Source organism: Pseudomonas sp. NUPR-002 (assembly GCF_056322725.1).
In genome coordinates this window covers 6,173,357-6,199,460 of sequence record NZ_CM150476.1, presented here as the reverse complement: position 1 = coordinate 6,199,460, position 26,104 = coordinate 6,173,357, and the positions used below count along the sequence as shown (strand labels likewise).

General features: G+C 61.0%; 26 protein-coding genes. 10 read left to right on the top strand and 16 right to left on the bottom strand.

From position 1 onward, the window contains the following. Positions 1-7: 7 nt before the first annotated feature. Both ACVWSC_RS28610 and ACVWSC_RS28605 read left to right on the top strand, forming a co-directional pair. Positions 8-904 (top strand): response regulator, encoded by an 897-nt coding sequence (locus ACVWSC_RS28610; RefSeq protein WP_442110916.1) that lies wholly within the window; start codon positions 8-10, stop codon positions 902-904. Positions 905-1,127: 223 nt separating this feature from the next. Beyond that, entirely contained in the window at positions 1,128-2,024 is an 897-nt protein-coding gene (locus ACVWSC_RS28605; protein WP_442110915.1) for a peptidoglycan DD-metalloendopeptidase family protein, read from the top strand. A gap of 111 nt (positions 2,025-2,135) precedes the next feature. On the opposite strand, the gene ACVWSC_RS28600 is transcribed toward ACVWSC_RS28605, so the two are convergent. From ACVWSC_RS28600 to phoB, 3 genes are all read right to left on the bottom strand, one after another. Beyond that, positions 2,136-3,476, bottom strand: a complete 1,341-nt coding sequence (locus ACVWSC_RS28600; protein ID WP_442110914.1) for a hemolysin family protein — start codon at positions 3,474-3,476, stop codon at positions 2,136-2,138. Positions 3,477-3,591: 115 nt separating this feature from the next. Continuing rightward, positions 3,592-4,902, bottom strand: a complete 1,311-nt coding sequence (gene phoR, locus ACVWSC_RS28595; RefSeq protein WP_442110912.1) for a phosphate regulon sensor histidine kinase PhoR — start codon at positions 4,900-4,902, stop codon at positions 3,592-3,594. A gap of 116 nt (positions 4,903-5,018) precedes the next feature. Then, the gene (gene phoB, locus ACVWSC_RS28590; protein ID WP_010225936.1) at positions 5,019-5,708 is read right to left on the bottom strand and encodes a phosphate regulon transcriptional regulator PhoB; all 690 of its coding nucleotides are present in this window, start codon (positions 5,706-5,708) and stop codon (positions 5,019-5,021) included. 145 nt (positions 5,709-5,853) lie between these two features. On the opposite strand from phoB, the gene ACVWSC_RS28585 reads away from it, so the two are divergent. Further along, the gene (locus tag ACVWSC_RS28585) at positions 5,854-6,225 is read left to right on the top strand and encodes a COG4315 family predicted lipoprotein (protein ID WP_442110910.1); all 372 of its coding nucleotides are present in this window, start codon (positions 5,854-5,856) and stop codon (positions 6,223-6,225) included. Between the two features lie 67 nt (positions 6,226-6,292). Here ACVWSC_RS28585 and ubiA read toward each other — a convergent pair whose 3' ends face one another. Further along, the gene (ubiA, locus tag ACVWSC_RS28580) at positions 6,293-7,180 is read right to left on the bottom strand and encodes a 4-hydroxybenzoate octaprenyltransferase (RefSeq protein WP_442110908.1); all 888 of its coding nucleotides are present in this window, start codon (positions 7,178-7,180) and stop codon (positions 6,293-6,295) included. Continuing rightward, complete coding sequence (locus ACVWSC_RS28575; RefSeq protein WP_442110906.1) at positions 7,180-7,704, bottom strand: chorismate--pyruvate lyase family protein; 525 nt, start codon at positions 7,702-7,704, stop codon at positions 7,180-7,182. Before ACVWSC_RS28575 ends, ubiA begins: the two co-directional genes overlap by 1 nt. 207 nt (positions 7,705-7,911) lie before the next feature. Between ACVWSC_RS28575 and ACVWSC_RS28570 the strand changes: the two genes are divergently transcribed. The 4 genes from ACVWSC_RS28570 to ACVWSC_RS28555 all read left to right on the top strand — a co-directional run bounded on the left by ACVWSC_RS28570 (position 7,912) and on the right by ACVWSC_RS28555 (position 10,371). Continuing rightward, positions 7,912-8,079, top strand: coding sequence for a rubredoxin (locus ACVWSC_RS28570; protein WP_028942479.1), 168 nt, complete (start codon positions 7,912-7,914; stop codon positions 8,077-8,079). 33 nt (positions 8,080-8,112) lie between these two features. Continuing rightward, the gene (locus tag ACVWSC_RS28565; protein ID WP_442110903.1) at positions 8,113-9,261 is read left to right on the top strand and encodes an NAD(P)/FAD-dependent oxidoreductase; all 1,149 of its coding nucleotides are present in this window, start codon (positions 8,113-8,115) and stop codon (positions 9,259-9,261) included. Between the two features lie 186 nt (positions 9,262-9,447). Beyond that, complete coding sequence (locus tag ACVWSC_RS28560) at positions 9,448-9,723, top strand: HU family DNA-binding protein (protein WP_133213757.1); 276 nt, start codon at positions 9,448-9,450, stop codon at positions 9,721-9,723. A gap of 273 nt (positions 9,724-9,996) precedes the next feature. After that, on the top strand, positions 9,997-10,371 hold the full coding sequence (locus ACVWSC_RS28555; protein WP_442110901.1) for a helicase: 375 nt from the start codon (positions 9,997-9,999) through the stop codon (positions 10,369-10,371). 23 nt (positions 10,372-10,394) lie between these two features. Here the strand turns inward: ACVWSC_RS28555 and ACVWSC_RS28550 are convergent, their stop codons facing one another. The 6 genes from ACVWSC_RS28550 to exbB form a co-directional block, all read right to left on the bottom strand. Continuing rightward, positions 10,395-11,795 (bottom strand): aminoacyl-tRNA deacylase and HDOD domain-containing protein, encoded by a 1,401-nt coding sequence (locus ACVWSC_RS28550; RefSeq protein WP_442110899.1) that lies wholly within the window; start codon positions 11,793-11,795, stop codon positions 10,395-10,397. A 78-nt stretch (positions 11,796-11,873) separates the two neighbouring features. Beyond that, entirely contained in the window at positions 11,874-13,949 is a 2,076-nt protein-coding gene (recG, locus tag ACVWSC_RS28545) for an ATP-dependent DNA helicase RecG (RefSeq protein ID WP_442110897.1), read from the bottom strand. Positions 13,950-13,958: 9 nt separating this feature from the next. Beyond that, the gene (locus ACVWSC_RS28540; RefSeq protein ID WP_442110896.1) at positions 13,959-14,879 is read right to left on the bottom strand and encodes a hydrogen peroxide-inducible genes activator; all 921 of its coding nucleotides are present in this window, start codon (positions 14,877-14,879) and stop codon (positions 13,959-13,961) included. Positions 14,880-14,972: 93 nt separating this feature from the next. Next, a complete protein-coding gene (locus ACVWSC_RS28535) occupies positions 14,973-15,710 on the bottom strand; it encodes an energy transducer TonB (protein ID WP_442110894.1) in 738 nt (245 codons plus the stop codon). Further along, the gene (gene exbD, locus ACVWSC_RS28530) at positions 15,707-16,132 is read right to left on the bottom strand and encodes a TonB system transport protein ExbD (protein WP_133213767.1); all 426 of its coding nucleotides are present in this window, start codon (positions 16,130-16,132) and stop codon (positions 15,707-15,709) included. The genes ACVWSC_RS28535 and exbD overlap by 4 nt, the downstream gene beginning before the upstream one ends. A gap of 3 nt (positions 16,133-16,135) precedes the next feature. Further along, positions 16,136-17,152 (bottom strand): tonB-system energizer ExbB, encoded by a 1,017-nt coding sequence (exbB, locus tag ACVWSC_RS28525; protein ID WP_442110892.1) that lies wholly within the window; start codon positions 17,150-17,152, stop codon positions 16,136-16,138. Between the two features lie 195 nt (positions 17,153-17,347). Between exbB and ACVWSC_RS28520 the strand changes: the two genes are divergently transcribed. Then, positions 17,348-18,208 (top strand): SDR family oxidoreductase, encoded by an 861-nt coding sequence (locus tag ACVWSC_RS28520; RefSeq protein WP_442110890.1) that lies wholly within the window; start codon positions 17,348-17,350, stop codon positions 18,206-18,208. Positions 18,209-18,216: 8 nt separating this feature from the next. On the opposite strand, the gene ACVWSC_RS28515 is transcribed toward ACVWSC_RS28520, so the two are convergent. The 5 genes from ACVWSC_RS28515 to ACVWSC_RS28495 form a co-directional block, all read right to left on the bottom strand. Beyond that, complete coding sequence (locus tag ACVWSC_RS28515; protein WP_442110888.1) at positions 18,217-18,951, bottom strand: hypothetical protein; 735 nt, start codon at positions 18,949-18,951, stop codon at positions 18,217-18,219. Between the two features lie 58 nt (positions 18,952-19,009). Further along, positions 19,010-19,390 carry a RidA family protein gene (locus ACVWSC_RS28510; RefSeq protein WP_038615925.1) on the bottom strand — a complete coding sequence of 127 codons (381 nt, stop codon included), beginning with the start codon at positions 19,388-19,390 and terminating at the stop codon, positions 19,010-19,012. Between the two features lie 23 nt (positions 19,391-19,413). Next, the gene (spoT, locus tag ACVWSC_RS28505) at positions 19,414-21,522 is read right to left on the bottom strand and encodes a bifunctional GTP diphosphokinase/guanosine-3',5'-bis pyrophosphate 3'-pyrophosphohydrolase (RefSeq protein WP_442110887.1); all 2,109 of its coding nucleotides are present in this window, start codon (positions 21,520-21,522) and stop codon (positions 19,414-19,416) included. Positions 21,523-21,582: 60 nt separating this feature from the next. Beyond that, complete coding sequence (gene rpoZ / locus ACVWSC_RS28500) at positions 21,583-21,849, bottom strand: DNA-directed RNA polymerase subunit omega (protein ID WP_028942466.1); 267 nt, start codon at positions 21,847-21,849, stop codon at positions 21,583-21,585. A 225-nt stretch (positions 21,850-22,074) separates the two neighbouring features. Then, positions 22,075-22,953: a LysR family transcriptional regulator gene (locus tag ACVWSC_RS28495; protein WP_442110884.1), complete on the bottom strand. Its 879-nt coding sequence runs from the start codon at positions 22,951-22,953 to the stop codon at positions 22,075-22,077. A gap of 243 nt (positions 22,954-23,196) precedes the next feature. On the opposite strand from ACVWSC_RS28495, the gene ACVWSC_RS28490 reads away from it, so the two are divergent. Then, positions 23,197-24,579, top strand: a complete 1,383-nt coding sequence (locus ACVWSC_RS28490) for a glutamine synthetase family protein (RefSeq protein ID WP_442110882.1) — start codon at positions 23,197-23,199, stop codon at positions 24,577-24,579. 18 nt (positions 24,580-24,597) lie between these two features. Further along, the gene (locus ACVWSC_RS28485; RefSeq protein WP_442110880.1) at positions 24,598-26,091 is read left to right on the top strand and encodes an aldehyde dehydrogenase; all 1,494 of its coding nucleotides are present in this window, start codon (positions 24,598-24,600) and stop codon (positions 26,089-26,091) included. The last annotated feature ends 13 nt before the right edge of the window (positions 26,092-26,104 follow it).

Sequence of the window (26,104 nt, the reverse complement as noted above, 5' to 3'; positions counted from 1 at the left end):
AGTGGCGATGAGTAAAGTCAGTGTATTGGTTGTGGATGATGCGCCGTTCATTCGTGACCTGGTAAAGAAGTGCCTGCGCAACTATTTTCCCGGCATGGTCATTGAAGACGCAGTGAACGGCCGCAAGGCCCAGACCTTGCTGTCGCGCGAAGCATTCGACCTGGTTCTGTGCGACTGGGAAATGCCGGAAATGTCCGGGCTGGAACTGCTGACCTGGTGCCGTCAGCAAGAGTCGATGAAGACCCTGCCGTTCATCATGGTGACCAGCCGGGGTGACAAGGAGAACGTGGTCCAGGCGATTCAGGCCGGTGTCTCCGACTTTGTTGGTAAACCGTTCACCAACGAGCAACTGCTGACCAAAGTGAAGAAAGCCCTGACCAAGGTCGGCAAGCTCGATGCAGTCATGGCCAGCGCACCGACGCGGGCCACCTCGGCGTTTGCCAACGACTCGCTCAATGCGCTGACCGCTGGGCGCGCCGAAGTGGTCAAGCCTGCGGCGCCAGCAGCGCCGGTTGCTGCCGCCAAACCGTTGGTCAACGCCGCCAAGCCAGCCACTGCCGCGCCTGCCGGGCGTGGCCAGGGGCAACTGCGTTTGCCCAGTGGTGTGCAGCCTTGCGTGATCAAGGCCTTGAGCCTCAAGGAGGCGCTGCTGGTGGTGCGCCGTGGCGAAACCCTGCCTCAGGTACTCGAAGGCGCTGTACTCGACTTGGAGCAGGGCGAGAACGCTGAAGTGGCCCGGCTTAATGGCTATCTGCATGCGATTGCCGCGCTGGAGCCCAAGCCGGACAGCGACTGGCTGCAGTTGACCTTCAAGTTTGTCGATCAGGATGCGCAGAAGCTGGATTACCTGTCGCGCCTGATTGCCCGTGGTACGGCACAGAAGCATTTTGTGCCTGGAGCCTGATACAGCTCTGTGTGGAACTGTCTTGCCCCGCCTGTGGGAGCGGGCTTGCCCCGCGATGCGGTGTGGCAGACGAGCCACAGTCGCGGGGCAAGCCCGCTCCCACAGGCGGGGGTGGGTTTGCCACCGTTCGTCCATTGGTACACCTCTGCAACACTTCAGCGATTCTCACGGCAAAATCTGCTGCTAGTCTTCGACAGATATCAACTGTCAAAAAGCCACCATCATGCCAGCACGCTCGCTGCTGTTTTGTGCCTTGCTCGTGGCGTGTGGCCCGGCCTTGGCCACTCCGATCTTCAAAAGCACCGATGCCTACGGTGTGGTCTCGTACTCTGACCGGCCCATGCCGGACTCGCAGCCGCTGGTTTTTCGCGATCGAATGGTCGAGCAGCTGGAACGCCAGGTGAAACTGCATGCCATCACGTTCACCGGCGGCGTGAGCTTCAGTGCGCGTAACGACACTTACGCGCCGGTGGAGGTGGAACTGCGTCTGGAGCGCCTGAGCAACGCCAAAGGCGGTGCTACACGGTTGGTTCGGCGGGTGGTGCCAGCGCGTGCAGCAGTGGTGCTGACGGTGGTCAACGCGCAGCAGCCGGGGCAGCCGGTGGGTTACCAGGAGAAGTTCACTTTTGCCCTGGGCAACCCCAAGCAGCGCCAGCTGGCCTACCGCTACCCGGTGCCGTGGCGCGGCGGGCCATTTCGCCTGACCCAGGGGCCGAACGGGCAATACAGCCATTTTGGGCCGAAAGGGCGCTATGCCATGGACATCGCCATGCCTGAAGGGACGCCAATCATTGCCTCACGGGCGGGTGTGGTGATCAAGACTGAGAACAACCAGAGTGGGCGGGGTACGCACCCGTCAGGCAACTTTGTGCGCATCTTGCATGATGACGGCACGATGGGGGTTTACCTGCACCTGATGCGTGGGTCGGTGGTGGTCCGTGAGGGGCAGTCAGTAGTGTACGGAACACCGTTGGCGAAGTCGGGCAACACCGGCAACAGCACTGGCCCGCACCTGCACTTTGTCATACAACGCAACGTCGGGCTGGCGCTGGAGTCGATTCCGTTCCAGTTCAACCAAGCTGTCGGGGGATTGCCGAACTTTACTGCCGGCAACCCCTGACTGCAGGATCAGTCACTGTAGGAGCGGGCTTGCCCCGCGATACGATGTAGCTGACACACCGCAATCGCGGGGCAAGCCCGCTCCCACAGCAAGCCCGCTCCCACCGGCGGTTCAATCGAGCTTGAGCACCTTGGCCAGGACAATTTTCGGGCCTTTCATCTTCTTGATGATGATGCGCAGGCCTTCGACTTCCAGCACTTCTTCTTCTTCCGGTACGCGCTTGAGCGTCTCGTAAACCAGGCCCGCCAGGGTTTCTGCCTCGATATGGTCGAGGTCGACACCAAGCAGACGCTCGACCTTGAACAGTGGTGTATCACCACGGACCAGCAACTTGCCGGGCTGGTAGGCGAGGATGCCGCGTTCGGCCTTGCGGTGTTCGTCCTGGATGTCGCCAACCAGCACTTCCAGCACATCTTCCATGGTCAGGTAGCCAATGACCTTGCCATCAGCTTCTTCGACCAGGGCAAAGTGCGCGCCGCCTTTACGGAACTGCTCGAGCAAATGCGACAACGGCATGTGCCGGGACACGCGCTCCAGCGGCCGGGTCAGTTCGGCCAGGTTGAACGACGCCGGAAGGTGGTCCAGGTCGGCCAACTCCAGCAGCAGGTCCTTGATGTGCAGCAAGCCGATAAACTCACCCCGCTCGGCATCGAACACCGGGTAACGGCTGAATTTGTGGCGGCGGAACATCGCCAGGATTTCTTTGAGCGGCGCATGAGCGTCCAGGAACACCATGTCTTCGCGGGAGTTGGCCCAATCGACCACCTCAAGCTCACCCATTTCCACGGCCGAAGCCAATACGCGCATGCCTTGGTCGCTCGGGTCATGGCCACGACTGGAGTGCAGAATCAGTTTCAGTTCTTCGCGGCTGTAATGGTGCTCGTGGTGCGGCCCGGGCTCACCTTGGCCAGCGATGCGCAAGATGGCGTTGGCGCTGGCGTTGAGCAGGTAGATGGCCGGGTACATCAGCCAGTAGAACAGGTACAACGGCACGGCAGTCCACAGCGACAGCAGCTCAGGTTTGCGAATCGCCCACGACTTGGGCGCCAGCTCACCGACCACAATGTGCAGGTAGGAAATCACGAAGAAGGCGCTGAAGAACGACACCGCCTTGATCACTTCTGGCGATTGCACACCAATCGCCGCCAGCATGGGCTCCAGCAGGTGTGCGAAGGCCGGCTCACCCACCCAACCCAGGCCCAGCGAGGCCAGGGTGATACCCAGTTGGCAGGCCGAAAGGTAGGCATCCAGCTGATTGTGGACGGTGCGCAGGATCTGCCCCCGCCAGCCATGTTGCTCGGCAATCGACTCGACACGCGTCGAGCGCAATTTGACCATGGCAAACTCGGCCGCAACGAAGAAACCGTTGAGCAGCACCAGCAGGAAAGCAAAAAGAATCATGCCGAAATCGGCGAAAAGTGACGCGAGGCTAATACCAGGGGAAGGGTCCATGATGGATTTTTACGGGGTCCGTCATCTGAAAAAAGAGAGAAATACGGTGCCAGCATTCGCTGGCACAGGTTCGCCAATGTAGCGGGTGAGGGCGCAATTGCCTAGGGGCGGGGCCTCAAGAGGCCACGCGTTGGGCAATCTGGGCGGGGGAAAAATGGCAGGTAAAGGTGCTGCCATGCCCGGGTACGCTACTGATCTCTAAGCGTGCGCGATGACGCAACAGTACGTGCTTGACGATCGCCAACCCCAGGCCGGTACCGCCGGTATTGGACGCTCGGCTGGAGTCGACCCGGTAAAAACGCTCAGTCAAGCGCGGCAGGTGCTTGGCGTCGATGCCAATCCCCGAATCCTGGACGCTCAGGTGCGCGCCCTGTTCGTCGTTCCACCAGCGAATGCGGATCTGCCCTTCGTCCTGGGTGTATTTGACCGCATTGAAAATCAGGTTGGAGAACGCACTGCGCAGCTCTGCCTCACTGCCCTTGAGGAAAATTCCCGGTGTGGCTTCCAGGGTGATGCGTTGATTGCGCTGGCCCGACAAGGCCTGCGCGTCGCCCTTGATCGATTGCAGCAAGGCGTCAACGGCCACGGGTTGATTGTCCGAGGGGTAATCGGTGGCTTCCAGTTTGGCCAGTAGCAGCAGGTCGTTGAGCAGGGTCTGCATGCGTCCGCCTTGCTGCTGCATTTGCTGCAAGGCCCGAACCCAGCGAGGGTTCACGTCTTCGACATTATCGAGCAGGGTTTCCAGGTAACCGGCGATCACCGTCAGCGGCGTGCGTAGCTCATGGGAGACGTTGGCGACGAAGTCCTTGCGCATCTGTTCAAGCTGGTGGATGCGCGTGACATCGCGTACCAGCATCAGGTGCTCGTTGTTGCCGTAGCGGGTGATATGCAGCTGAACGCGCAGGCGGTCGTTGATTGGTGAAGGAATCTCCAGCGGTTCAAGGTAATTCTCCTGCTCGAAGTACTCCTTGAAGCGCGGGTGGCGCACCAGGTTGGTGACCGGCTGGCCGCTGTCTTGCGGGGTTTTCAGACCCAGTAATGTTTCGGCAGCACGGTTCCACCATTCCAGGTTGCCGTCACTGTCGAGCATGATCACCGCATCCCGGAGCGCGGCGGTGGACTCCTGTACACGGTCGATCACCGCCTGCAGTCGCCCGCGCACACGCTGATCGCGGCGTTGCAGGTGATAGATGCTGTCGAATACCTCACCCCACAAACCGTAGCCGTCGGGGGGCGCTTCATCTGGTTTGTGCAGGCGTAGCCACTCATGCAGGCGCAGCAGCTGTTTCAGCGTCCAGCCCAGGTACAGCGCCAGGCCCACGGCCAGGCTCCAGCCGTAATAGCCGCTGACCAGACCGACCAGCAGGCAGACGGTGATCAACAGCAGCATGTGGCGAATCAGGGTGCCATGCCAATTTTGGTTCAATTTGGATCCTTAGCGGATCAGCTACAAGTTGCAAGCTACACGCTGCAAGATTGAAGCGGATCGCGTATTGCTTTTGCTCTTTCTTGAGGCTTGCAGCTTACAGCTTGCCGCTTGAATCAACTTTTAGTTGAGAACCGGTAGCCGGTGCCGCGTACCGTTTGTACCAGATTCTCGTAGGCGTCACCCAGCGCTTTGCGCAAGCGACGGATATGCACATCGACGGTGCGTTCTTCGACATACACGTTGCCGCCCCAGACCTGATCGAGCAGTTGCCCACGGGTATAGGCGCGTTCCTGGTGGGTCATGAAGAACTGCAGCAGGCGGTATTCGGTCGGGCCCATTTCCGCAGGTTTGCCATCGATGGTGACGCGGTGACTGATGGGGTCGAGGAGCAGGCCACCGACTTCGATCGGTGCTTCGCCATCACTGGGGCCGGCACGGCGCAGTACAGCCTTTAGGCGGGCCACCAGCTCGCGCGGCGAGAACGGTTTGGTGATGTAGTCGTCTGCACCGACTTCCAGGCCCTGGATCTTGTTGTCTTCCTCGCCCTTGGCAGTGAGCATGATGATCGGGATATCACCGGTCAGCTCATCGCGCTTGAGGCGGCGGGCCAGTTCGATACCCGAGGTGCCCGGAAGCATCCAGTCGAGCAGGATCAGGTCCGGCTTGCGGTCAACGATGATGGCGTGGGCCTGCTGCGAGTTCTCTGCCTCCAGGCAGTCATAGCCGGCCATTTCCAATGCAACGGCGATCATCTCGCGGATTGGCGCTTCGTCGTCAACGATCAGAATGTTTCTGCCAACCATGTTCAAACCTCTTCCCGTTCAGGTGTCTTGGCCCGCATTAGATAACGGAATTATTGCAGTCGTGTGACAGGGTGTGACGCTTCCAGCAACATTCTGTTACTGAGCTAGGCTTAAATTCCCTCTCCCGAGAAACACGGTGGATCCAATGACACGACATACGCTGAACTGGATGACGCTTTTCGCTGCGGTGGCACTGGCGTTGCCAGGGATAGCCTCGGCCCATCATGCCATGATGAAAGACGGGATGATGGTCGATCATGCGGGCATGACGCTCTACACCTTTGACAAGGACTCTGACGGCAAGTCCATGTGCAACGGCGAGTGTGCCAAGAACTGGCCACCGTTGATGGTCAAAGCGGGAGATACGGCCGAAGAGGGCTGGACGCAGATCAAGCGCGACGACGGCTCAATGCAATGGGCCTACAAAGGCAAGCCGGTGTACACCTTCATCAAGGACAAGAAAGCCGGTGACATGACCGGTGACGGCATGAAAGATGTTTGGCACGTGATTAAGTAGCAGTTTCTGATCGCGGGGCAAGCCCGCTCCTACAGGCTCTGTGGGAGCTGGCTTGCCCCGCGACACATCAAAAACTGTAATCCAGCACAATCCCGACAAATACCAGCAACCCCGCCCAGTGGTTGTGCAGGAACGCCTTGAAGCACGACTCGCGGTCCAGCTTGCGGGTCGACCAGAACTCCCAGACAAAGCACACCAGCGCCGCTACCAGCCCCAGATGGAACCAGCCACCCAGCTCAAAGCGGTTGCCGGCCAGCAGCAAACACGCCAACGACAGCACCTGCAGGGTCAGGATGATTGCCCGATCGGCTTCACCGAACAGGATCGCTGTAGACTTCACACCGATTTTCAGGTCGTCATCGCGGTCGACCATGGCGTAGTAGGTGTCATAACCCACCGTCCACAGCAGGTTGGCGATGTACAGCAGCCAGGCGATGGCAGGCAGTTCACCGGTGGCGGCGGTGAAGGCCATGGGAATGCCCCAGGAATAAGCGGCCCCGAGTACCACTTGCGGGTAGTAGGTGTAACGCTTCATGAACGGGTAACAGGCGGCCAACGCCACCGCGCCGAAGGACAGCCACACCGTCTGGGCATTGGTGCACAGCACCAGCAAGAAACTCACGCCCACCAGCACGGCAAACAGCACCAAGGCCTCGCGGGCCTTGATCTTGCCGGCCGCCAGCGGACGCTCGGCGGTGCGTTTGACATGGCCATCGACCTTGCGGTCGGCAAAGTCATTGATGGCACAGCCGGCGGCGCGCATCAGCACCACGCCAAGGGTGAAAATCAGCACATTGGCCAGGGTTGGCGAACCCTTGGCGGCGATCCATACGGCTGAGAGGGTGGGCCACAGCAGCAGATAGATACCGATCGGACGATCCATGCGGCTTAGCTGAATGAAGTCCCAGGCCCGAGGGTGCAGACGATTGAACGACTTGAGCAGCTGCAGGTACATCAGCGGATCTCCCCGGTGATCTCAGCGGCCTGCCACAGTGATGGCAGGAAGACTTCGGCAACCAGAATGCTCAACTCGCCGCGATCAAAGCGCGAGCGCCGCCCCCAGAGTGTGTCGCTGGCGTCTGCACTTGGCAGCCAGCCGCGGGGATAGTGGCAGACCTCAATGGCACGGCGGGTGAACGCCTGGTCGCAGAACAATAGTTCGCCCAGCGAGCGGCTGCCCAGCGCCTCCATATCCAGCCCGCCGCGCTCCAGGGCACTGCGCGCGGCAACACTACGGGCGAATACCCAGGCCTGGCCGTGACCACGCAAGTACACTTCGCGCACCCAGCCTTCGCTGCCGGGCGGCAGGTCGAGCGCTTGACACTCGTCATCACGCAGCGGCTGCCAGCCCTCGCAAAGGGGTGTAACAGAAAAGTGATCGGCGGATAATCGAGTCAGGCGACGCGTCAGTGACCCTTGATCGAACAACCAGTCAAGGAGTGCAGGCGTTGTGCTGTCTGCTACCTGAGAGTACTGCAACCATTCTGCAGCGGGCGCTTGCGATGTTTCGTACGGCACGATGGTATGGATTAACAGGCCAAAGAGACCGCGAGCTTAGCATGATTGCCCGATCCGGCTTGCATGCTGGCACCTGGCTCCAGTACAAAGCCCCTCCTTAGCGGGTCGCCACTGTAATTTATCCAAGAGCGACCCCTCCAATGCCTGGGTCTGTTGAGGAAGTGCGTAATGAAAAAGTGGCAGTGTATTGTGTGCGGTCTGATCTACGACGAGGCTGAAGGCTGGCCTGATGACGGTATTGCCCCGGGCACCCGTTGGGAAGACGTACCGGCAGACTGGCTGTGCCCGGATTGTGGCGTGGGCAAGATGGACTTCGAAATGATCGCCATCGGCTGATCACTCTTTAATCAGGATGCAAGGACACAAGGCATGACGGCACCGGTGGTAATTGTGGGTACAGGGTTGGCGGGCTACAACCTGGCCCGCGAATTTCGCAAACACGACAGCGACACGCCGTTGCTGTTGATTACCGCCGATGACGGCCGTTCCTATTCCAAGCCGATGCTGTCCACCGGCTTTGCCAAGAACAAGGATGCTGATGGCCTGAGCATGGCCGAACCCGGCGCCATGGCCGAGCAGCTCAACGCCGAAGTGCGTACGCACACCCGCATCAGCGGCATCGATCCGGGCCATAAGCGCCTGTGGATTGGTGAGGAACAGGTGGCTTACCGTGACCTGGTCCTGGCGTGGGGCGCGCAAACCGTTCAGGTGCCCGTTGCGGGTGATGCGGCCGACGCGATCTTCCCGATCAACGATCTGGAAGATTACGCACGCTTTCGCGCCGCTGCCGCTGGCAAGCAGCGCGTGTTGATTCTCGGTGCCGGGTTGATCGGCTGCGAGTTTGCCAACGACATGAGCCTGGGTGGTTTTCAGGTTGATCTGGTAGCGCCCTGCGAGCAGGTCATGCCGACCTTGCTCCATCCTGCGGCCGCTGGCGCCGTGCAGGCTGGGTTGCAAGGGCTTGGCGTGCGTTTCCATCTTGGCCCCGTGCTTAACCGTTTGCAGCGCATTGGCGACGCTCTGGAGGCGCATCTGAGCGATGGCACTGTTATCGCCTGCGACCTGGTGGTTTCAGCCGTTGGCCTGCGCCCGCGTATCGATCTGGCCGCCGCTGCCGGCTTGCAGGTGAATCGTGGCGTGGTGGTCGACCGCCAGCTGCGTACCTCGCATGCCAACATCTACGCGTTGGGCGATTGTGCCGAAGTCGATGGCCTCAACCTGCTCTACGTCATGCCCCTGATGAGCTGCGCGCGGGCATTGGCGCAAACCCTGGCCGGTCATCCAACGAGCGTTGCCTATGGCCCTATGCCGGTGACCGTGAAAACCCCGGCGTGCCCGTTGGTGGTGTCGCCGCCACCCCATGGCCGTGAAGGCACATGGCAGGTTGAAGGCCAGGGTACAGACCTCAAAGTGCTGTGCCACGATGCTGATGGCAACCTGCTGGGCTATGCCCTGACCGGCTCGGCGGTGATGGAGAAACTGGCTCTAAATCGGCAACTTCCGGCGCTAATGGCGTAAATAGCGGGCGTTCTGTCGGATTTCCCCTGTTATTGCCTCAACAATGGCCGTCCAGAGACTGGCGCGGCCCCCGACAGCATGCCATCCTCACTCCCGTCTGCCGCAGTTTAGAGCCTGCGGTGCCTTGGGCGCTGTCCTGAAGGGCAGCACGGCATAACAACAAAAAACCGTCAAAGAGGCTTCACTATGCGCAAACCAGAACTCGCCGCAGCTATCGCTGAAAAGGCCGATCTCACCAAAGAGCAAGCCAATCGCGTGCTTAACGCCGTACTCGAAGAAATCACCGGCGCCCTGCATCGTAAAGACAGTGTGACGCTGGTCGGTTTCGGTACCTTCGTGCAGCGTCATCGCGGTGCCCGTACCGGCAAGAACCCGCAAACCGGTGAGCCGGTAAAAATCAAAGCCAGCAACACGGTTGCCTTCAAGCCAGGCAAATCCCTGAAGGACAGCGTCAATCCGTGATGCCTCGCACCGATTGACTGCATTGAGAAACGGGCACCGGCGACGGTGCCCGTTTTTTATGGGCGCTTGATAGGAGTACCTGTCTTGCACCACCTGTGGGAGCGGGCTTGCCCCGCGATAGCGGTGTGTCAGCCAACATCGCATCGCGGGGCAAGCCCGCTCCCACAAAGATGTAAACGGCGATGAACGTCGCGAAATGTGCGGCAAAGTATGGTGTTTTTGTAGCGAGACTATAAACTGCTTCGCCAGTCATTTTTTAGCCGAGGCGTGCACATGAAGTTTCGCTTTCTCCTTTGGGCCATGGGCTTGCTGATGGCCAAGGCCAGCCGTCAGAACCCGGCGTTTCAGCAGCAGCTGACCGACAAGGATCTGGTTTTCCAGCTGCAGACGCTCGACGGTAAGGTCGCGCGCCACTTCATCGTCAAAGACATGCGCATCAACAGCCAGTCTGGCGTCCACCCGCAGCCGGCATTTGCCATCGCCTTCAAAGACGCAGCCTTCGGCTTTGCCACCTTGCAAGCGAAGAACAAGCAGTTGGCATTTATGCAGGGGATTCAGGACAAGAGCATCCAGATCAAGGGCAATCCGGCGCTGGTGATCTGGTTCCAGGGCCTGATGAAGTACCTGAAACCGAAGAAAAAGGCCTGAGCCTAGGCTCAGGCCTGTGCTGATCAGTGCTGGTTGAACTGCGAGGCCAGCTCGCGCAGCAGCGCCTCGGCCTCTAGCACTTTGGTGACCACATCTTCTGCCTTGTCGCGGGAGATGTTCAGGCGTTGCAGCAGCTCGTCCGGAATCGGCTCATCAGGGCCCGAGCCGATGCCTCGGGCGCGCAACAGGCGCACGGCCAGGCACGCCAGGTTCGGGAAGGCGGCATGTTCGCCATCGTAGTAAGGATCGTGCTGGAAGCGCAGCGCGGTGGCCAACTCATCAGGCATGTCCCAGAAGCGCATCAACCAGGCACCGATCTGTTCGCGGCTGATACCCAGCAGGTGCTGCTCGATGTAGCTGTGGCACAGGTGCGGGTTGACCTCCAGGTGACGGCAGATCAGCGAGAAGTGCGGCGGGAAGACATGCGCCAACAGCAGGTAGCCAAAGTTGTGCAGCAGCCCGGCCAGGTAGGTCAGCCCGGCTTCCGGGCGTTCTGCCCGTGGAATGGCACGGGTCAGGCCCTCAATCACTGCGGCGGTGTAGATCGACTGCTGCCAGTACGGCGTGGCTTGCTGCGGGTGGTCTTTGGGCAGGCTCAGGGTTTTGCCCAGGGCCAGGCCCAGCGCCAGGTTGATCACCAGATCAAAACCCAGCACGCGCACAATGGCGTCTTCTACCGAGCGAATCTTGCCCGGTGAGGCGTAGTAGGGTGACGCCGCCCAGCTGACCACTTGTGCAGCCAGGGCCGGGTCGGTCTCGACCACGCCGGTGATGTCGTCGATTGTCGCGTTGGGATCAACCCGCAGCTTGATGATCTTCTGCGCCGTTTCTGCCAGTGGCGGAATCTCGATGGTGTTTTCCAGGCGCTGTTGAATACGCCGGGCGGTAAAGACCTGGACCGCCTGGGAGATTTCCGCGCGGTCGTCGGTTGGGCGATCGAGGTTGGGGCGGATGCGCGCCACTGGCTCACCGAAATTGCCCGCGCTGGCCTTGCTCAACATCTTCTTGAAATCGTCCCGCTCAATTTCCAGCCACAGGTGCGCTTCGCCAGAGTGGACCAGTAGCTTCTCGGGTTCGAGCAGGCTCTCTTCATACAGGCACGGCGAGCTGGTCAGCGCTGGAATGCCGGGCAGGATCTTCAGCGTGTGCTTGTCCAGCATGGTCTTGAGGCGATCCAGGGGCACGGCAGCCAGCTTACGGCCGGTCAGTTCAGTGAGGCGGTTAAGGTCCAGTAGCTGGTTCTGCGGGAACAGCACCATCAGGGCGCCGACCGCGTCGTCGAGCAAGACGGCCTGGACTTTGCGCTCAGGCAGCAAGTGCGGATGATCGAGTACTTCCCGGTAGGCAATACCGAGCTTTTCCAGCAACAGCCGGATAACAGACGGAGCGTGGGGGGTTGCGGTGTCCAAGGCAACTTCAGTCATTGTCTGTATCCAGAGGTTTTAGGTTCGCAAGAGTATAACCAGCTTCAACCTCGAGCTGGATCCAATTTGAGACAAGGGTCACACCTGGCCATATTGCTGGCCGTGACGCAGCCAGCGGTCCAGTAGCGGACTGACATGCTCCGGCCAGCGAGCCAGCAGCGCTTGGGCGGCATCGCGTACCGCCGGCAACAGGTCGGCATCACGCATCAGGTCGGCCACCTTGAACTGCAGCAGGCCGGTCTGGCGTGTTCCGAGCATTTCACCGGGACCGCGCAGCTCAAGGTCTTTCTCGGCGATGATAAAGCCGTCGTTGGTTTCGCGCATGATCCCCAGGCGTTCGCGGCCAATCTGTGACAGCGGCGGGTGGTAGAGCAGTACACAGTGGCTCACGGCGCTGCCGCGTCCGACCCGCCCGCGCAGCTGGTGCAACTGGGCCAGGCCCAGGCGTTCGGGGTTCTCGATGATCATCAGGCTGGCGTTGGGCACATCGACGCCCACCTCGATCACCGTGGTCGCGACCAGCAACTGTAGGTTGCCTTGTTTGAACTCGGCCATCACCGCTGCCTTTTCGGCAGGCTTCATGCGCCCGTGAATCAGGCCGACACGCAACTCGCCCAAGGCGCTACCCAGTTCTTCGAATGTGGTTTCTGCGGCCTGGCAGGTGAGTTCTTCCGACTCTTCGATCAGCGTACACACCCAGTAAGCCTGACGCCCTTCCGCGCACGCCGCGCGTACCCGCTCGACCACTTCGAAGCGACGGCTGTCAGCGACCAGGACGGTGTTGACCGGCGTGCGCCCGGGCGGCAGCTCGTCGAGGATCGAGGTGTCCAGATCGGCGTAGGCACTCATCGCCAGGGTGCGTGGGATGGGCGTTGCGGTCATGATCAACTGGTGTGGGCACAGCTCGCCACCCACACCTTTCTGGCGCAGCGCCAGGCGCTGTTGAACGCCGAAACGGTGTTGCTCGTCGATGATTGCCAGGGCCAGGTTGTGGAATTTCACTTCTTCCTGAAACAGCGCATGGGTGCCGACCACCATCGGTGTGCCACTGGCGATCTGTTCCAGGGCACTGGCGCGGGCTTTGCCTTTGAGCTTGCCGGCCAGCCAGGCGACTTCAATACCCAGCGGCTCCAACCAGCGCTTGAAGGTGGCGAAGTGTTGTTCGGCGAGGATCTCGGTGGGGGCCATCAGTGCAACCTGATAGCCCGCTTCCAGGGCTTGCAGGGCCGCCAGCGCGGCCACCACGGTTTTCCCGGCACCGACGTCACCTTGTACCAGGCGCAGCATCGGCTCCGGTTGGCTGAGGTCGTAGGCAATCTCGTTGCCGACCCGTTGCTGAGCACCGGTGGGGGCAAAGCCGAGATTGGCCAGGTATTGCTGGGGCAAGCGCGTGGCCTTGGGCAGCACCGGTGCACGCTGGGCACGCAGGCTTTCGCGCAGGCGTTGCTGCGACAGCTGATGGGTCAGCAGCTCTTCGAAGGCCAGGCGGTGCTGGGCCCAATGCTGGCCTTCGGCAAGTTCGTCGACGTCGGCATCGGCCGGTGGATGGTGCAGGTAGCGGATGGCTTCATCCAGCGGCGCCAGTTGGTAATCCCGGGCCAGTTCCAGCGGCAACCAGTCGGGCAGGCTGCGCGGGCCGAGCATCGCCAGGCTTTGTTGGCACAGCTGGCGCAGGCGCTGCTGGGTCAGGCCTTCGGTGGTCGGGTAGATCGGCGTCAGGGTCTGCTCCACCGGGACCGGTTCATCGCCGGTCAGGGCGCGGTATTCCGGGTGGTAGATCTCAAGGCCCGAGGCGCCAGGGCGGGCTTCGCCATAGCAGCGCAGGTGCGTGCCTCGTTTCAGGCCTTCTTTTTGCGCATTGCTGAAGTGGTAGAAACGCAGGCTCAGTACGCCAGTGCCGTCACCCAGGCGCACGACCAAACTGCGGCGCTTGCCCATGACCACATCGGCGCCGCTGACAACGCCTTCGATCACCGCATCCTGGCCAGGGCGCAAAGCGCCGATCGGGACCACACGGGTGCGGTCCTGATAGCGCAGGGGCAGGTGGAAAAGTACGTCCTGAAGGTTCTCCAGGCCGACCTTGGCCAGCTTCTCGGCCATGGCCTCGCCAACGCCCTTCAGTGCAGTTACCGAGACCTGCGACAACTCCGGCATGTTGACGTCCTACGCGCTCACTGGTGGTTTGGCCACCGAGCACAGGCGGATGGAGTCGGCGAGGATCTCGATCGCTTTCGGCCGCGGGAAGCTTGCGCGCCAGGCAATCGCCACGGTGCGAAACGGCGCCGGTGGGCTCAACGGACGCACTTCGATGACCCCAGGGGCATAGTGGTGGCTGTGCACTGCCGACAGCGGCAGGATCGACACGCCAAGGCCCGAGGCAACCATGTGACGGATGGTTTCCAGCGAGCTGGATTCAACCGTGGTGTGCTTGGCGCCGTCGCTACCCTTGGTCAGGGTCGGGCAGGCTTCGAGTACCTGATCACGGAAGCAATGGCCTTCACCGAGCAGCAGCAGGCTCTTGTCGTTCAGCAGGCTGGCGTCGATGGTTTGCTTCTTGGTCCATGGGTGCTCGCTGGGCATCAGCACATAGAAGGGCTCATCGTACAGCGGCAGGGTCAGGACATCGGCTTCATTGAACGGCAGCGCGATGATCACCGCGTCCAACTCACCATTGCGCAGCTTGTCGCGCAGGATGTGGGTGAAGTTTTCTTCGATGTACAGCGGCATCTGCGGGGCAACCCGATGCAGTTGCGGGATCAGGTGCGGGAACAAGTACGGACCGACCGTGTAGATCGCCCCGACTTTCAGCGGCGCGGTCAGTTGGTTCTTGCCGGCCTGGGCCAGTTCGCGAATGCCCTGGGCCTGCTCAAGCACCTTCTGGGCCTGGGCGACGATACCTTCGCCAACCGGGGTCAGGCGTACCGCGCTTTTGCTACGCTCGAAGATCAGTACACCCAGCTCGTCCTCGAGCTTTTTCACGCCCACCGACAGGGTCGGCTGGCTGACATGGCAGCGCTCGGCGGCATGGCCGAAGTGCTGTTCTTGAGCGAGGGTGACGATGTAGCGTAATTCTGTGAGGGTCATAACGTGCGTCCATGAAGTTGCGGCCCCAGCATAGCGGCTGCAATCGATAGACGCACGTTATCAGAGTTGCTTGGTTGTGACAGAAACAATGTGTTAGCGCTTGTCCAGCGAGTAGACGAAAGGCGCGATCACCTCGATGCTGCCGTTGTTAAGCAATTCCTTCGGTGGAGGTGGAACCGGCTGGGCGCGACGGATCATCTCCAGCGTTGCCCGATCCAGTGCCGCACTGCCCGAGCCGCCGGCCAGGGTGTAAGACAGGATCTTGCCCTCGCCATCGACGACAAAGCGCAAGCGGTTGATGCCTTCCATACGCATACGACGGGCGTTTTCCGGGTAGCGCTTGTACTTGGCCAGGTGGCGCAACAGATCGCTCTGCCAGGTGGGCAGGGCATTGCTGTTGGTCGCGATGCTTGGCGCAGGCGCTGCGGATTTTTGCGTCGGCGCGTTGCTTGGCGGCGTGTCGACCACTTCTTCGTCAGCAGGCTTTTCCTGCGGCGGCTCAGGCTTTTTCTCTGGCTTGGGCGGCTGCGGTTTGGCCTTCGGCTTGACCGGCTTGGCAATGGCGATTTTCGGTTTTGGCGCCTCGGCCAGTTTCGGCAACGGCGGTTCTTCAACCGGCGCTGGCGGCTGTGGCGGGGTCACCACCTTAGGCGGTGGTGGAGGTGCCGGTTCAGGCATCGGCGCCATTTCGATCATCATCGCCGCTGGCGGCAGTTCGATCGCTTGGGGCACTGACCAATTGAGCGTCAGCAGCACGGCGACGGCATGGATACCCAGCACAATCGCCAGACTACTGCTGTAACGCGCCAGCTTATGCCGCGTCTTGATCATTTCTTGGCTGCCGTCTCAAGGCCGACCAGACCGACTTTCAGGTAACCGGCCGCGCGCAGCGAATTCATGACTTCCATCAGATCACCGTAATCCACGCCTTTGTCAGCCTGGAAGAAGATCGTGGTGTCCTTGTCGCCCTTGGTCTTGGCGTCGAGCACGGCGCCGAGCTGATCGCGCTGGACCTGCTCGTCACCGACGTAAACGTTCTGGTCGGCCTTGACGCTGAGGAACACCGGCTTCTCCGGCCTCGGCGCCGGTTTGGCGGTCGAGGCGGGCAGGTCGACCTTGATGTCGACGGTTGCCAGAGGCGCTGCCACCATGAAGATGATCAGCAGGACCAACATCACGTCGATAAACGGCGTGACGTTGATTTCGTGGTTCTCGGCGAGGTCGTCGCCACCTTCGTTAAGATGCAGGCCCATGGATTACCCCACTTTCACCATGTGAGGTGCAGTGGCGCGATCGGCTGGCTGGTGGTCCAGGTCGCGGCTGACCAGCAGCAGGACTTCTGCCGAAGCGTCCGATACCTGGGCTTTGTAGCCAGCGATCGAGCGGGCGAAGACGTTGTAGATGACCACCGCCGGGATCGCTGCAACCAGACCCAGTGCAGTAGCCAGCAGGGCTTCGGCGATACCCGGGGCAACCACGGCGAGGTTGGTGGTTTGGGTTTTGGCGATGCCGATGAAGCTGTTCATGATGCCCCACACGGTACCGAACAGGCCGACGAACGGTGCGGTGGAACCGATGGTTGCCAGGACGCCGGTGCCGCTGCTCATGTTACGGCCGCTGGCGGCTACCAGGCGCTCAAGGCGGAAGCTGACGCGCTCTTTGATGCCTTCTTTCTCGCGGGTGTTGGCCGACAGGCGCATTTCATCCAGGGCATCGTGGACCAGCAAATGGCCCAGGGTGCCTTCCTTGTTGGCGCCATCGCTGGCTTCCTTGAGGGTGGTGGATTTTTTCAGCAGGGCAATATCGCCACGCAGACGGCGCTTGGCGCCCATCAGCTCGAAGCCTTTGGCGATCCAGATGGTCCAGGTGATGATCGAGGCAATGACCAGGCCGATCATGACGATCTTGACCACGATGTCGGCGTTTTTGTACATGCCCCATGGCGACAGGTCGTGGGCCATGCCCAGGCTGGTGTCTTCAACCAGTGCTTCAACTTCAGCGGCTTCGCTGGCGACCTGGCCTTCGATCGGCGCTTGACCCGCGGCGGCAGGAGCAGCGGCGGCAGCAGCTGGATCAGCTGGCGTGGCAGCAGGCTCGGTGCCCGGTGCTGCAGGGGCAGCAGCAGGTGCTACGGCAGCGGCAGGGGTCGCAGCAGGCGTGGTCGGCTCATCGGCCAATGCAGCCGGGGCCACTGCCAGGCTGAACATCAGCGCTGCAATGGCGCGCCATACGCGCGGCGTGGTTGGCGAAGCGGAAGGTTGGATACGTGTCATGCTGGCCGGACCTGATGAAGAAGAAAGAGGTGGTTGTCCTTCCAGGCCTCGATACAGGCCGAGAACAAAATTGGGCGGCCATTATTGCAAGTAATTCTTGTTAGCAGAAGTAATAAAGTTACTTTTTTTCCATCATCGCTAGCCGCCTATCGATTTATTTGGATAGGCTTGGCCTTTGATTTACGGAGTTCGGCAATGTCTGCGTCGTCTGTTTTGATCGTCGGGTGTGGTGATGTCGGTAGTCGCCTGGCCAAGCAAATGCTGGCTGGCGGCTGGCAAGTAAGTGGCCTGCGCCGCAGTGTGGGCGAGCTGCCCGCTGGGGTGACGGCGGTCGCTGCCGACCTGTTCGACCCGCAGTGCCCTGCCACCTGGCCGACACAGGCGCCGGACTACCTGGTCTACTGTGCGGCAGCGAGCCAGCATGACGAGGCCGGTTATCGAGCCGCCTATGTTGATGGCCTCAAGCACGTCCTGAGCTGGTTGGCCGAGCGCGGACAGGCGCCACGGCGTTTGCTGTTCGTGTCCAGCAGTGGGGTGTATGCCCAGCAGCAAGGCGAATGGATTGACGAAACATCGGTGACCGAGCCGCAAAACTACAGCGGCACGGTGATGCTTGAGGCCGAACAGTTGGCGCTGGCCAGCGGCATACCGACTTCCATTGTGCGTCTGACCGGCATCTACGGGCCGGGGCGTGAATGGTTGCTCAGTCAGGTGCGTCAGGGTTATCGGGTCACCGAAGAGCCGCCGCTGTACGCCAATCGAATTCATGCCGAAGACGCCGCGGGCTTGCTGGCCTTCCTGATCACAGCTGATGCCCAGGGGCAAACGCTGGAAGATTGCTACATCGGCGTCGATGATGCGCCGGCACCGTTGGCCGAAGTGGTGGCCTGGCTGCGCCAGTACATGGGCGTCACGCAGTGGTCGGAATCGGAGCGGGTGCGTCGCACCGGTAGCAAGCGTTGCAGCAACGCTCGCGCCCGGGCACTGGGCTGGGTGCCTCAGTACCCGAGCTTCAAGGAAGGCTATGCGGCAATCCTTGAAGGGCGCAACGACTAAGCGTCAGCTCAGTCGCGTTCAAGCAGCCACTGACGAGCACCAGGTTGCAGCATTGGTTTCTCGTCAGGCTGGGCGCCGTTGACGGCGCGCAGGATTTCCAGCTGATCGCCGTCACGCTTGAAGATCCACGGCGCGCCTTTCTGGTTGCGCTCCAGCCACAGGCTGTCGTTGGCACCGCTCATGTCGGCACAGTCGCCGGCCAGGCACAGGGCGTAGCGGTCCAGGTTGGGCAGGCCTTCGACGCTGCCGTTGTCGCGAAAGTGCACCGTGCCACCTTGGCCTGGGCCTTCGATGACCTTCCACTCACCGCCCAGGTAGGCGTTGTACAGCGCCTGTTCGAAGGTGGTGCCGGTGCGCGCGCCCATCGGAGCGGGGGTTTCGGCTTTTTCGAAGGTTTGTTGCGGCATGGCATCACTGGTTTGCTGCACCAGTTCGTCACCTTCGAGCACCAGGGTCTGAACCAGATTGCCGGGGAATGTTACCTGGTACTGCTTCTCGCCAGCGTTCAGCTGGCCTTCAGCAATTTCAAAACCGTTGTCGAAGCTGGCTTGGCCGGCGGCGACATTGACCTTCCATTCGAAATTCGGGCCGTTGTCTTGCAGGGCCTGGCGCAGGCTGACGCCTTTGGCGGCGGTATCGATGGCTTTCTGGTTGATCCAGATGCCGTTGTAATCTTCGGGTTTGTGGCTAGCGCATCCGCTCAGCAGTGCGGCAGCCAGGGTCAGGGCGAGCGCATGGCGCATGGCGGGGTCCTTTCCGGGGCAAAGCGAGGGCGAGCCGGGCGGCTCGCCGCGCGGGGTATTACTCGAGGACCAGGATCGCGTCCATTTCAACTTGCGAACCGCGTGGCAGCGCGGCAACACCGATGGCGGCGCGTGCTGGGTACGGCTGTTCGAAGTACTTGCCCATGATCTCGTTGACCTTGGCGAAGTGGCTCAGGTCGGTCAGGAAGATGTTCAGTTTGACGATGTCTTTGAACGAACCACCTGCAGCTTCAGCAACCGCCTTGAGGTTTTCGAAGACCTGAACGGTCTGGGCTTCGAAACCTTCAACCAGTTCCATGGTTTTTGGGTCCAGTGGGATCTGGCCGGACATGTACACCGTGTTACCGGCCTTGATCGCCTGGGAGTAGGTGCCGATGGCGGCTGGGGCCTTGTCACTGGTGATGACGGTCTTGGTCATGATGACTCCTTGCTGTTATTAGGCTACGTGCGCATGCGGGTGATGCGAATCACACCGGTCAGGGCGCGTAGTTTCTTGATCACGCGGGCCAGGTGCACGCGGTCGTGCACGCTGACCACCAGTTGGACCACGCTGATGCGACCATCGCGTTCGTCCATGCTGATTTTCTCGATGTTGCCGTCGGCGGCGTTCACGCTGCTGGCCAGCAGCGCGATCAGGCCGCGTTGGTGCTCCAGTTCGACGCGCAGCTCGACATTGAATTCGCCGGTAACGTCCTTGGCCCAGGAAAGCTGTACGCATTTCTCCGGGTTGTGGCGGATTTCGCTGATGTTCCGGCAGTTCTCCAAGTGGACGACCATGCCCTTGCCAGCCGACAGGTGGCCGACAATCGGGTCGCCCGGAATCGGCGTACAGCACTTGGCGTAGCTGAGTACCAGGCCTTCGGTGCCGCGAATCGCCAGCGGGCCTTCAGGTGCTGGCAGCTGCTCACCCTCGGTAGACAGCAGGCGCCGGGCCACGACATAGGCCATGCGGTTGCCCAGGCCGATGTCTTCGAGCATGTCCTCGATCTGCTCCAGGCGGTACTCGCTGAGCATGGCTTGAACGCGTTCCTGGGGGATTTTGTCCAGGGCGCTGTCGAAACCGTTGAGGACCTTGTTCAGCAGGCGTTCGCCCAGGCTGATCGACTCGGAGCGGCGCTGCAGTTTGAGCGCATGGCGAATGTGGGTACGGGCTTTGCCGGTGACGACGAAATTGAGCCAGGCAGGATTCGGCCGGGCGCCCGGGGCGCTGACGATCTCGACGGTCGAACCGCTTTGCAGGGGCTCGGACAGCGGCGCCAGGCGGCGGTTGATCCGGCAGGCGATACAGCTGTTGCCGACGTCGGTGTGCACCGCGTAAGCGAAGTCGACCGCCGTGGAGCCTTTAGGCAGCTCCATGATGCGGCCTTTGGGCGTGAACACGTAGACCTCGTCCGGGAACAGGTCGATCTTCACGCTTTCGATGAATTCCAGCGAGTTGCCTGCACGTTGCTGCATTTCCAGCACGCCTTTGACCCACTGACGGGCGCGGGCATGGGTGCCTTTGGGCTGTTCGTCGTCGCTGGATTTGTACAGCCAGTGCGCGGCAATGCCATTGTTGGCCATCTCTTCCATTTCGCGGGTGCGGATCTGGATTTCGATCGGTACACCGTGCATGCCGAACAGCGTGGTGTGCAGCGACTGGTAGCCGTTGGCCTTGGGAATCGCGATGTAGTCTTTGAAGCGGCCAGGCAGCGGTTTGTACAGGTTGTGTACAGCGCCGAGCACGCGGTAGCAGGTGTCTACCTTGTCGACGATGATGCGGAATGCGTAGACATCCATGATCTCGTTGAAGGCCCGGCGTTTGCCGCGCATCTTCTTGTAGATGCCATACAGGTGTTTCTGGCGGCCGCTGACTTCGCCTTCAATACCGTCGACCGCCAGGCAGTGGGCCAGCGACTCTTCGATCTTGTTGACGATTTCCTTGCGGTTGCCACGGGCACGTTTGACTGCCTGGTAGATGCGCGCCGAGCGCATCGGGTGCATGGCTTTGAACCCCAGGTCTTCGAACTCGACGCGCACACTGTGCATCCCCAGGCGGTTGGCGATGGGGGCGTAGATTTCCAGGGTTTCCTTGGCGATGCGTCGGCGTTTTTCGCCTGACAGCACCTCAAGCGTGCGCATGTTGTGCAGGCGGTCGGCCAGTTTGACCAGGATGACGCGGATGTCCCGGGCCATGGCCATGGCCATTTTCTGGAAGTTTTCCGCTTGTGCTTCGGCCTTGGTCTCGAAGTTCATCTGGGTCAGTTTGCTGACCCCATCCACCAGTTCGGCCACCGTCTCGCCAAATTGCGAGTTGAGGGCTTCTTTGGCGATGCCGGTGTCTTCGATCACGTCATGGAGCATGGCCGCCATCAGGCTCTGATGGTCCATGTGCATGTCGGCGAGGATGCTTGCCACCGCCAGCGGATGCGTGACGTAAGGCTCGCCGCTACGACGGCGTTGGCCGTCGTGGGCTTGTTCGGCGTAGAAGTACGCCCGGCGCACCAGGTTGACCTGGTCGGCGCCGAGGTAGGTCGACAGGCGATCGGCGAGGGCGTCTATGCTCGGCACAGGATTACCTCCTGCCGAGGAAAAAGGACCTGCGCCGCACCACGTCGACCAGGCATAGGCTTAAACGGCCTCGTTCGCCTCTTCCTCGCTACCGAAAGCAAAGGCAGGTTCGACTTCGACAATGGATTCGGCAGCGATGAATTCAGGGGTGCAGATGCCTTCAGCGATTTCACGCAGGGCAACGACGGTAGGTTTGTCGTTTTCCCATGCCACTTTCGGCTCTTTGCCGCCGGTGGCCAGCTGACGGGCACGCTTGGTAGAGAGCATGACCAGCTCAAAACGGTTATCCACGTGTTCTAGGCAGTCTTCAACGGTTACGCGGGCCATGGTCTTCCTCAAGTAGCAAATGCGGTGTTCAGCCCGAATGGGCGAGCGGACTCGATAGTTTAAAAAATCACCAGCCATTAGGGAAGCGCTGATTTCACTTCGAGCCCTGAATGCCTTGACGATAACCAGTTCCGGGGCTCTGGCACAACTGTTTGATTGAAAGCATCGCGGGGCAAGCCCGCTCCCACCGGAGCCTGTAGGAGCGGGCTTGCCCCGCGATAGCGGCTACTGGCGCGCCAACGCATCGCGCAAACGCGGTGTCAGCTCATCAAACAGGGTTTGCACCGAACGCAACGCGCGGCAATCCGGACGGGTCAGCAGCCACACTTCGGTGTCACACCCCGGCAGGGCATCGCTCAGCGGCTCGACGCCCGGCAGGGTATGGGCCATGTAGTCGGGCAGCGCAGCCACGCCCAGGCCAGCGGTCACCAGTTGGGCAATTGCAGAAATGCTGCTGCAGCGATAGCGCGGCGTAACGCCCGGCAGGTGCTCACGGCGCCACACCTCGGTGGCGTGATCCTGCATGGTGTCATCCGGGGCGATCCACGGCAGGCTGGTTGGCGCTTGCTTGAGCTTTTCGCGGTAGTGCTCCAGGCCAGACACAACGTAGGAGGCCGAACCCAGGCATCGGCCGACCAAATGTTCGGGTGGCGAGTTGGTCAGGCGCAAGGCCAGGTCGGCATCGCGGCGGCTCAGGTTGGCGAACGTATTGGAGGTTGCCAGTTCAAGTGACAAAGCAGGGTAGGTGGGCATGAACTCAGCCAGTGCCGGAAGCAACAGGCTGTGCAGCACCGCATCGGTACATGTCAGACGAACGGTACCGCTGACCACCTGTTCACCGTGCTCCAGCGCCACCCGCGCGGCATCCAGTGCCTGTTCGGCGCGCTCTGCCTGCTCTGCCAGGGCCTGGGCGGTGCCGGTGGGAATGTAGCCTTTACGGCTCTTTACGAATAACGCGGTACCAAGGGCAGCTTCCATGCGCCGGATCGAGCGGAACACCGTCGAAACATCCACCCGCAGCAGCTCTGCGGCTTTTGCCAGTGAGCGGCCGCGTACCAGGGCGAGTACCAGCGAGAGGTCGGCGTGACTGATCTGATATTGCATGGGTGCACTCTTTGCTTGCCTAAATGCCAATGTCTGTTGCGCTGGGGCCATTCTATAGTGAGGCAGCAGTCGTGAATCAACTCGTAACATTGTCAGAATGTGGAACGTGAGTCCTATTTGACAGCGTTCTGCAGTCCCCACGATGGACACTTTTAAAAAGAACAAACTGAACCATCGCCGCTCCCGTTAGCGCCGCAGTACCTCCTCCACAATCGTTCGATAAAAATCAAAGGATGCCTAGCCATGACGTCGGTCTCCCCGCGCGCCATCCCTCTCGACGAGATGGGTGAATTTCTCCAGGCCCACCCTGAGGTGCAATTTGTCGATCTGCTGATTGCAGACATGAACGGCGTGGTACGCGGCAAGCGCATCGAGCGTGCGAGCCTGGTCAAAGTCTACGAGAAGGGCATCAACCTGCCGGCTTCTCTGTTCGCACTGGATATCAACGGTTCGACCGTCGAAAGCACCGGCCTTGGCCTGGACATCGGCGACGCCGACCGCATCTGTTTCCCGATTCCCGGCACGCTCAGCTACGAACCCTGGCAGAAGCGTCCTACCGCTCAGTTGCTGATGACCATGCATGAGCTGGACGGTGCGCCGTTCTTCGCCGACCCGCGGGAAGTCCTGCGCGGTGTGGTGGAGAAGTTCGACGCCCTGGGCCTGGATATCTGCGCAGCGTTCGAGCTTGAGTTCTACCTGATCGACCAGGACAACCTCAACGGCCGTCCACAGCCGCCGCGCTCGCCCATTTCCGGCAAGCGTCCGCAGTCGACCCAGGTGTACCTGATCGACGACCTGGACGAGTACGTCGACTGCCTGCAAGACATGCTGGAAGCGGCGAAAGAGCAAGGCATTCCTGCCGATGCCATCGTCAAGGAAAGCGCCCCGGCGCAGTTTGAAGTCAACATGCACCACGTTGCCGACGCGATCAAAGCGTGCGACTACGCGGTGTTGCTCAAGCGCCTGATCAAGAACATCGCCTACGACCATGAAATGGACTCCACTTTCATGGCCAAGCCTTACCCGGGCCAGGCGGGCAACGGTCTGCATGTGCATATTTCGTTGCTGGACAAGAAAACCGGCAAGAACATCTTCGCCAGCGATGACCCCGAGCAGAGCGAAACCCTGCGCCACGCCATTGGCGGTGTGCTGGAAACCATGCCGGCGTCGATGGCATTCCTGTGCCCGAACATCAACTCCTACCGTCGTTTCGGTGCTCAGTTCTACGTGCCCAATGCGCCAAGCTGGGGCCTGGACAACCGTACCGTGGCGGTTCGCGTACCGACCGGCAGCAGCGATGCAGTGCGTATCGAGCACCGTGTGGCCGGCGCCGATGCCAACCCTTACTTGATGATGGCGGCGATTCTGGCGGGCATCCACCACGGTCTGACTAACCAGATCGAGCCGGGCGCGCCGATTGAAGGCAACTCCTACGAGCAGTTGGAGCAGAGCCTGCCGAACAACCTGCGCGATGCGCTGCGTGAACTCGATGACAGCGAAGTGCTGAACAAATACATCAGCCCCGACTACATCGACATTTTTGTCGCCTGCAAGGAAAGCGAGATGGCCGAATTCGAGGTGTCGATTTCCGACCTCGAATACAACTGGTACCTGCATACCGTGTGATGCCCGGAGATAACAACAATGACAATTGCACCACGTGAACACTGGGAACAGCTGTTCCAGACCCTGAAGATCGAAGGCCGCGCCTTTGTCGACGGGCAGTATTGCGCCAGTGTTGCTGGTGACAGTTTCGATTGTTCAAGCCCGGTCGATGGCCGCTTGCTGGCAACGATCGCCAGTTGCGACAGCGCCGACGCCGAGCGTGCCGTGGCTGCAGCGCGGCGCAGCTTTGACAGTGGTGTGTGGGCCAAGCAGGCCCCGGCCCAGCGTAAGCGCGTGCTGATTGCCTTCGCCGACTTGCTGCTGGCCAATGCCGAAGAGCTGGCGCTGCTGGAAACCCTGGACATGGGCAAGCCGATTGCCGATGCCCTGAGCATTGATATCCCCGCTGCGGCCAACGCCATTCGCTGGCACGCCGAAGCGATCGATAAGATTTATGACGAAGTTGCTGCAACCGCGTCCGACCAGCTGGGTCTGGTCACCCGCGAGCCGGTCGGCGTGGTTGCGGCCATTGTTCCGTGGAACTTCCCACTGATGATGGCCTGTTGGAAACTCGGCCCGGCCCTGGCCACCGGTAACTCGGTGATCCTCAAGCCGTCCGAAAAATCACCGCTGACCGCGATCCGTATCGCGCAGCTGGCGCTCGATGCTGGTTTGCCGGCGGGCGTGCTCAACGTTCTGCCCGGCTATGGCCACACCGTGGGCAAGGCCCTGGCCCTGCACATGGACGTCGATACCCTGGTGTTCACAGGTTCCACGCGTATTGCCAAGCAATTGATGGTGTACGCCGGTGAATCGAACATGAAGCGGGTCTGGCTGGAAGCGGGCGGCAAGAGCCCGAACATCGTCTTCGCCGACGCCCCAGACCTGCAAGCAGCTGCCGATGCCGCCGCTGCGGCCATCGCCTTCAACCAGGGCGAAGTGTGCATTGCCGGTTCGCGCCTGTTGGTCGAGCGCAGCATCAAGGAGCGCTTCCTGCCGATGGTGGTCGAAGCCCTCAAGGCCTGGAAACCAGGCCATGCACTGGACCCAGAAACCCGCGTCGGGGCCCTGGTGGACGGTACCCAGCTCGACACCGTGCTGGGCTACATCGAAGCGGGCAAGGCCGATGGCGCCACCCTGCTCACCGGTGGCGAACGGGTCCTGGAAGACACCTGTGGTGTTTACCTGCAGCCGGCCATCTTCGATGGCGTCACCAATGCCATGCGCATCGCCCGCGAGGAAATTTTCGGGCCGGTGCTGTCGGTAATCACCTTTGACAGTGCCGAAGAGGCCGTGGCCATTGCCAACGACTCACCGTTCGGCCTGGCAGCGGCAGTCTGGACCAGCGATATCTCCCGTGCCCATAACACCGCTCGCGCCTTGCGCGCAGGCAGCGTGTGGGTCAACCAATACGACGGCGGCGACATGACTGCACCGTTCGGCGGCTTCAAGCAGTCGGGTAATGGTCGGGACAAATCGCTGCACGCTTTTGACAAATACACTGAACTCAAGGCGACCTGGATCAAGCTGTAAGGGAGGGTGAACC

Bases quoted from the DNA above. Each gene is read 5' to 3' on its own strand.
- ACVWSC_RS28610 (WP_442110916.1), top strand. From the start codon at position 8: ATGAGTAAAGTCAGTGTATTGGTTGTGGATGATGCGCCGTTCATTCGT.
- ACVWSC_RS28605 (WP_442110915.1), top strand. From the start codon at position 1,128: ATGCCAGCACGCTCGCTGCTGTTTTGTGCCTTGCTCGTGGCGTGTGGC.
- ACVWSC_RS28600 (WP_442110914.1), bottom strand. From the start codon at position 3,476: ATGGACCCTTCCCCTGGTATTAGCCTCGCGTCACTTTTCGCCGATTTC.
- phoB (WP_010225936.1), bottom strand. From the start codon at position 5,708: ATGGTTGGCAGAAACATTCTGATCGTTGACGACGAAGCGCCAATCCGC.
- ACVWSC_RS28585 (WP_442110910.1), top strand. From the start codon at position 5,854: ATGACACGACATACGCTGAACTGGATGACGCTTTTCGCTGCGGTGGCA.
- ubiA (WP_442110908.1), bottom strand. From the start codon at position 7,180: ATGTACCTGCAGCTGCTCAAGTCGTTCAATCGTCTGCACCCTCGGGCC.
- ACVWSC_RS28570 (WP_028942479.1), top strand. From the start codon at position 7,912: ATGAAAAAGTGGCAGTGTATTGTGTGCGGTCTGATCTACGACGAGGCT.
- ACVWSC_RS28565 (WP_442110903.1), top strand. From the start codon at position 8,113: ATGACGGCACCGGTGGTAATTGTGGGTACAGGGTTGGCGGGCTACAAC.
- ACVWSC_RS28560 (WP_133213757.1), top strand. From the start codon at position 9,448: ATGCGCAAACCAGAACTCGCCGCAGCTATCGCTGAAAAGGCCGATCTC.
- ACVWSC_RS28555 (WP_442110901.1), top strand. From the start codon at position 9,997: ATGAAGTTTCGCTTTCTCCTTTGGGCCATGGGCTTGCTGATGGCCAAG.
- ACVWSC_RS28550 (WP_442110899.1), bottom strand. From the start codon at position 11,795: ATGACTGAAGTTGCCTTGGACACCGCAACCCCCCACGCTCCGTCTGTT.
- recG (WP_442110897.1), bottom strand. From the start codon at position 13,949: ATGCCGGAGTTGTCGCAGGTCTCGGTAACTGCACTGAAGGGCGTTGGC.
- ACVWSC_RS28540 (WP_442110896.1), bottom strand. From the start codon at position 14,879: ATGACCCTCACAGAATTACGCTACATCGTCACCCTCGCTCAAGAACAG.
- ACVWSC_RS28535 (WP_442110894.1), bottom strand. From the start codon at position 15,710: ATGATCAAGACGCGGCATAAGCTGGCGCGTTACAGCAGTAGTCTGGCG.
- exbD (WP_133213767.1), bottom strand. From the start codon at position 16,132: ATGGGCCTGCATCTTAACGAAGGTGGCGACGACCTCGCCGAGAACCAC.
- exbB (WP_442110892.1), bottom strand. From the start codon at position 17,152: ATGACACGTATCCAACCTTCCGCTTCGCCAACCACGCCGCGCGTATGG.
- ACVWSC_RS28520 (WP_442110890.1), top strand. From the start codon at position 17,348: ATGTCTGCGTCGTCTGTTTTGATCGTCGGGTGTGGTGATGTCGGTAGT.
- ACVWSC_RS28515 (WP_442110888.1), bottom strand. From the start codon at position 18,951: ATGCGCCATGCGCTCGCCCTGACCCTGGCTGCCGCACTGCTGAGCGGA.
- ACVWSC_RS28510 (WP_038615925.1), bottom strand. From the start codon at position 19,390: ATGACCAAGACCGTCATCACCAGTGACAAGGCCCCAGCCGCCATCGGC.
- rpoZ (WP_028942466.1), bottom strand. From the start codon at position 21,849: ATGGCCCGCGTAACCGTTGAAGACTGCCTAGAACACGTGGATAACCGT.
- ACVWSC_RS28495 (WP_442110884.1), bottom strand. From the start codon at position 22,953: ATGCAATATCAGATCAGTCACGCCGACCTCTCGCTGGTACTCGCCCTG.
- ACVWSC_RS28490 (WP_442110882.1), top strand. From the start codon at position 23,197: ATGACGTCGGTCTCCCCGCGCGCCATCCCTCTCGACGAGATGGGTGAA.
- ACVWSC_RS28485 (WP_442110880.1), top strand. From the start codon at position 24,598: ATGACAATTGCACCACGTGAACACTGGGAACAGCTGTTCCAGACCCTG.